The organism is Protofrankia sp. CiP1_Cm_nod3, assembly GCF_982290655.1.
Genome location: NZ_CEVIVD010000067.1, coordinates 16,131 through 16,789, shown reverse-complemented (window position 1 = coordinate 16,789; position 659 = coordinate 16,131). Strand labels below are relative to the sequence as shown.

1 pseudogene is annotated in these 659 nt (G+C 75.9%); it reads right to left on the bottom strand.

Features of this window, described 5'->3' with window-relative positions:
• A pseudogene (locus AC5LUJ_RS14260) lies at window positions 1-659 on the bottom strand (glycosyltransferase family 39 protein); the annotation flags it as partial.

The following is a 659-nucleotide window of genomic DNA, read 5'->3' as shown; positions in this document are numbered from 1 at the left end:
CCCAGGCGTTGCCCACCACCTTGCCCACGGCGACGGCCACCACGAGCGTGACGGTGGCCAGGAAGAACAGCGTCCGCCCGGGTTCGAGCCCCCGCAGGTCCACCATCACGTACCGGCCGTCGATCGCCCGGCCAGCGATCCCGGCGGCGGCGAGGCCGGTGATGAGGAACAGCAGCGTGCGCCCGCCGGTGGTCGGGCCGCCCGCCCACTGCCCGTAGGCGTGCGCGATCGCCGCGAACGTCGCCGGCTCGCCCCACGGCGTCCCGGTGTGCGCCAGCTGGTACTGGAAGCCACCCAGCCAGGGGGCGAACACCACCGCCCCGCCGGCGATGCCGCCGAGAGCGGTCAGCGGCGCCCGCCGGCCCCAGCCCGGCCGCGGCCGGGCCGTGACCAGCAGCAGCCAGCCGACCACCGTGCACAGCAGGTAGAAGCACCAGTAGTGGGTCAGGGCCAGCAGGCCGGAGCACACCGCCAGCGCGACGGCCGGCCCGGCCGAGCGCCGGCGCAGGGTGCTCTCCAGCGCCAGCCCGCCGGCCGCGGTCAGCAGCACGACCAGGCTGTACATCCGGGTCTCGGTCGCGAAGTACAGCGCGAACGGCGAGGTGAGGTAGAGCACCACCGCCACCCACGCGGCACGTGCCCCGACCACCCGCCGGGCC